4 protein-coding genes and 1 pseudogene are annotated in these 4,801 nt (G+C 28.4%); 2 read left to right on the top strand and 3 right to left on the bottom strand.

All coding sequences use genetic code 11. The annotated features are described in order from the left end of the window. Nucleotides 1–117 precede the first annotated feature (117 nt). On the top strand, nucleotides 118–1,560 hold the full coding sequence (gene secD, locus V6U76_RS04520) for a protein translocase subunit SecD (RefSeq protein ID WP_333023899.1): 1,443 nt from the start codon (nucleotides 118–120) through the stop codon (nucleotides 1,558–1,560). A 194-nt stretch (nucleotides 1,561–1,754) separates the two neighbouring features. Here the strand turns inward: secD and V6U76_RS04515 are convergent, their stop codons facing one another. Together V6U76_RS04515 and V6U76_RS05700 are read right to left on the bottom strand one after the other, a co-directional pair. Further along, entirely contained in the window at nucleotides 1,755–2,306 is a 552-nt protein-coding gene (locus tag V6U76_RS04515) for a CvpA family protein (protein WP_333023898.1), read from the bottom strand. A gap of 80 nt (nucleotides 2,307–2,386) precedes the next feature. Next, nucleotides 2,387–2,567: pseudogene (locus V6U76_RS05700) on the bottom strand (transposase); the annotation flags it as partial. A gap of 450 nt (nucleotides 2,568–3,017) precedes the next feature. On the opposite strand from V6U76_RS05700, the gene V6U76_RS04505 reads away from it, so the two are divergent. After that, nucleotides 3,018–3,527 (top strand): RDD family protein, encoded by a 510-nt coding sequence (locus tag V6U76_RS04505; protein ID WP_333023896.1) that lies wholly within the window; start codon nucleotides 3,018–3,020, stop codon nucleotides 3,525–3,527. A gap of 62 nt (nucleotides 3,528–3,589) precedes the next feature. Here the strand turns inward: V6U76_RS04505 and era are convergent, their stop codons facing one another. Next, nucleotides 3,590–4,456 (bottom strand): GTPase Era, encoded by an 867-nt coding sequence (gene era, locus V6U76_RS04500; protein WP_333023900.1) that lies wholly within the window; start codon nucleotides 4,454–4,456, stop codon nucleotides 3,590–3,592. Nucleotides 4,457–4,801 lie beyond the last annotated feature (345 nt).

The raw sequence follows: 4,801 nt of genomic DNA, 5'->3' as shown, positions 1-4,801 counted from the left end.
GAGAAACATTTTGCCTTGCTTTGTTTTTATCTAAGGTAGTTAACCAAAAAGGGATTCTTACTTCCTGAACCTATAAAGTCTTTTTTTATATCATTACTTTTTTTTATATCATTATATATGATTTTACCAAATTTCTTTGATAGCAATTTGTTGATATCAAAAAAAAGAATAAACTTGGGACTTGATTTGAGGGGTGGGGCATCTTTATTGTTAGAGGTAGATTTAGACTCTTATATACAAGAAAAGTTAGATGTGTTAGTTAGTGACATTACAGATACTTTGCTTAAGTATAATATCAAACATCATTTAGAAAACAAAAATAACCATAAGTTACTACTTACTCTACTAAATAATAACAATGGAAAAATGGCATCAGAATTAATTTTTAAAATAGATAGGAATTTAGAAATTGATAATAAATATTTTATTTCATATAGCAAACATTATAAAGATTCTCTTGCACAAAAAGTCTTATCAGAATCGATTGATAATATTAAAACACGTTTAGATAAGCTTGGTACAAAAGAAGTGAGTATTCAAAAGCAAGGCAATAATAAAATACTTATACAAGTACCAGGGATTAGTAATATAGATGAAATAAAGTCTTTACTTGGTAAGACAGCTAAATTAACTTTTCATTTAATAGATCATAAAGTAAGAAATATACAAGATATAAATCATACTACTACAGTTTTATTATCTGATTCATTTGGTAATTCATATCCAGTGTTACGTAAGATTGAAATTGGTGGTTATGCATTAACTACAGCATTTGTTAAATCTGGATCTACAGGTAAAAATAACATATATTTTAAATTCAATGACTCAGCTAGCAGACAATTTGAAAGGATTACTAAAGCAAACATTGGCAATCCTTTTGCTATAGTATTAGACAATATAGTATTAATTGCACCAATAATAAATGTACCAATCATTAATGGAGAAGGGGAAATAAGTGGTAATTTTACTGCAGAGCAAGCAAATGAGCTTGCAATACTCTTTAGATCAGGTGCGTTACCTGCTCCTCTTAATATTATTGAAGAGAAAAATATTGGGCCTACTGTTGGAGCAGAGTCAATAAAAACTGGTGGTCTTGCTTCTATAATTTCAATTATCATAGTATCATTATCAATGGTGTTGATTTATGGTAGATTAGGTTTGTTTGTCTCGATTGGACTTTTATTTAATGCAATGCTAATATTGTGTATATTTACTTTATTTGGATTCACTCTTACTCTTCCTGGTATTTCTGGTATTGCACTCACAATTGGTATGTCAGTGGATGCAAATATTTTAATATTTGAACGCATAAAAGAAGGGATAAGAGGAGGGAAAAGAGTAAAGCGCGCAATAGAAGAGGGATTTAATGATGCCATAAGAACTATACTTGATTCAAATATTACAACTTTGATTGCTGCAGGAATAATGTTTGTAATAGGGAGTGGAGCAATTAAAGGTTTCTCTATTACTCTATCAATAGGAATTTTATGTTCAATGTTTACTGCAATTATAGTAACAAGATTTTTAATGGAGTTATGTAATTTTCGAATACAGGTATAGTGTTTTCTAAAATGTAGAAGAACATATTAAAAGATTCATGTAGGTTCAATATTGTATATAAAAATAGCATAAGGTTCTGGTGCTACATGATAATTACTATTTTTGTGAAAATAATAAATTTATTTAGCATTTCATCAAAGCAAAAAGAAAATATTATCTCTAAGGATCTTAGACATATTAGAATACAGTAAAATTCATTCTCCTTGCTTTATTTTATCAATTAACAATCCAACTTTTGTATCTAAAATTTGTTGATTTACAAAATTATCTATTGCAGAAAATAAAAATTGGTAAGAGTATGAATCTATTATCCAATTTGGTAGAACTTCATGCACTTCAGGAGAATGTTCAAGCACCTCACCTTCAAATACTGTATAATAGTATAGTTGTAACATAAAAAACAACACATAAGAAAATAATATTCCACGAAATAGTCCTACTAAGGAGCCACTGACTCTGTCAATAATACCAAATCTCACTGGTAGTAGTAGTTGCATTATTAGATTATTTACTAGCATAAATAACAAATTTATTACTATAAATACTGACACTGTAGAGAGTACATTAATTTTAATGCCAGAAGAGAAATATTGACTATAATTAGGAGTGAAAAAATCATAATAATTTACTGTGATAATTACAGATAAGAAAAGTAGTATCAATGCACATATTTCCTTTATAAATCCTCTCATTATTGAAATTACTACACAAAAAATTAAAATGAAAGTGGTTATAATATCCATCATAGAAATTTTATTTACCATTCTAATAGAGTTATTATATAAGAGTAATCTTCATTACTCAATTTGTCTCTTAATTTTTGAATCTATACACTAAAGACATGCACCAAAAAATTTATCAGCGACCTATGTCTGGTGTACTTAAGCTCAAATTTGTTTTTTAGATAGCAAAAACCGTCTCAATGATCAATTTTTTTCTAGAGTAAAAATCTTCTCTTTTGCTATGCTTTTTTTAATATTAATAACAAGTTTCAAGTCTCTAGTATAATTTAAAAGCAAAAAAACCAGCCTTTTGTATGAATGGGTGCCCAATTTTTGCAATTCCTCTTTGAAAACCTTGTTTCTCGAGATCCTATGGCAACCAAAGTGGCACAATATACGAGATTGTCTGCAAAAGTAGTGTCAAGTACAAATAAAACCTCGATTTTAAGGCTATAAACCTATGATGGAGTTTTGAAACTCTGATTTATAGAGTATTTAAAGATAAAAAGCTTTGAAATTTTTGCATCGAAATTTGTGGTAAAGCAAGGTAAGTATTTCTGATGCAGTATCATTCTAGTTGGGTTTTTGCAACTTGATAGGCTGAAAATTTTTCATCAGCAATACGACAAACATCTTCTATGAAATAGCAAAATTCTGTAATACTTTTTTTCATTGGCAACTTTCTTTTTTATAATATCTCAGAGCTCATCCTATTTTCCTACCTTGAGGTAAAAAATGGATGCTAAAGTAAATTATGTAGGAATAATAAGGCGCGTTATAGCTAGTATGATTGATACTATTATTGTAATCGCTATGGTATTACCAATTATATTCTTTCAAGTGAGGAGTGCTAATTTAGTAGATTTGGTAAATGGATTTAGTGATATAGACATAATTCGCGCAGCTTTTTTTGAACATCATGTGTTAACAACAATTGTTATTGAAACTATATTTTTTGCAATTTTAGAGATATTTCTGTTAATAAAATTTAGTGGTACTCCAGGTTATTTATTGCTTGGTGTCCGTATAAAAGATGCAAATACATTAAAAAATGTAAGCATAATGCAAGCGGCAGTTAGATGTGTTTTTACACATATCATTATTGGATTTATTCTTTCCTTCTTTCCTATCATAGAACTTATAGTACTCACTATTTTAATAGTGCTTGCAGCATTTGATAAACAAAAGCAATTTCTCCATGACAAAATTGTAAAAACAGTCGCAATAATGCATTCTTCGAAGTAATTATAACTTCCCTATAATTAATATAATTCTTTTATTTCAAGAGCTTACTATCACATCACGTATCATTGGTGAGGTGATAAGTGCTTAGTCCAAGTATGTACTTTTATAAAAAGGAATAAGTGAATCTTACATTCAAATATCTTTTCTAGTTCAATACGTGCTTCAATATTAATTTTTTTTATATTGCTACCATTTTTGCCTATGATTATTTTTTTATGACTATCTTTTAAAACTAGAATAACTTGCTTTATTAGCAAACTTTTATCTTCTTTTTCTTCAAATTTTTCGGTGACAACAGATAAAGAATATGGTAATTCCTCACGTAAATTTAAAAATAATCTTTCTCTTATAATTTCTGCAGATAAGAATCTTTCAGACGAATCTGTTACTTGATCCTCTGGATAAAGCCATGGACTAGTAGGTGCAATTTCGGATAAATAGTGTACTAAATCTGAAATTCCATCATTTTTTAATGCCGATATTGTAAAAATATTTTCAAATTTATGAAGTAGACAAAGATGCTCGTGTACTCTTTTGAATTTTGGTTTCTCTATTAAGTCAATTTTATTGATTACTAATACACATCTATATTTTAATCGGCTTAATATTGCTTTTATTTCATCTTGACGTTTAAAATAGCTTGCAGCATCAATTAGCAATAAATTAACATCATTTTCCTTGACTCCTGACCATGCAGATCTGACAAGTGATTTTTCAAAAGCTGTTTTTGCTAAAAAGATTCCAGGAGAGTCAACTAAAACTATTTGTGTATTGTGATATATTGTAATTCCCCTAACGTGAGTTCTTGTAGTTTGCACTTTAGGAGTAACTATTGTGATCTTTTTTCCAATTATATTATTGACTAATGTGGATTTACCAGCATTAGGAAGACCAAGTATGGTAACAAATATACATCTTTTTTCTTGCATCACAGTTTTCAGGAATTATATATCTTAACATTTTAAAATGATAATGAATCAGTAAAAAAAAGCAATAGACAATCTAATTCCAATTAGAGAATCTGATTAGAGTAGAGAAAGAAAATCTTATAAAGAGTGTTAAATCACTATAAACTACAAGTTCATAGATTAAGAAAAAGTACGAATGCTAATTCTCCAACTTAATTTTTTTAAATTTATATATTATCGAAAAATATCCTCTATCCAGAGATGTTTTTCATGATGTAGACATTACAAAAAAATAGAAAAAAGGTAAGAGGTTCTAATGCCAATTCCCATTACTGAGAGAGCGTATAGACAATCAAGGAAAAAAGC

Origin of the sequence: Wolbachia endosymbiont of Pentidionis agamae, from assembly GCF_036711655.1 — a bacterium.
GTDB lineage: Bacteria > Pseudomonadota > Alphaproteobacteria > Rickettsiales > Anaplasmataceae > JAZHPY01.
The sequence above is the reverse complement of the archived record's forward strand: the minus strand, read 5'-3'. Positions and strand labels throughout refer to the sequence as shown.

Bases quoted from the DNA above. Each gene is read 5' to 3' on its own strand.
- secD (WP_333023899.1), top strand. From the start codon at position 118: ATGATTTTACCAAATTTCTTTGATAGCAATTTGTTGATATCAAAAAAA.
- V6U76_RS04515 (WP_333023898.1), bottom strand. From the start codon at position 2,306: ATGATGGATATTATAACCACTTTCATTTTAATTTTTTGTGTAGTAATT.
- V6U76_RS04505 (WP_333023896.1), top strand. From the start codon at position 3,018: ATGGATGCTAAAGTAAATTATGTAGGAATAATAAGGCGCGTTATAGCT.
- era (WP_333023900.1), bottom strand. From the start codon at position 4,456: ATGCAAGAAAAAAGATGTATATTTGTTACCATACTTGGTCTTCCTAAT.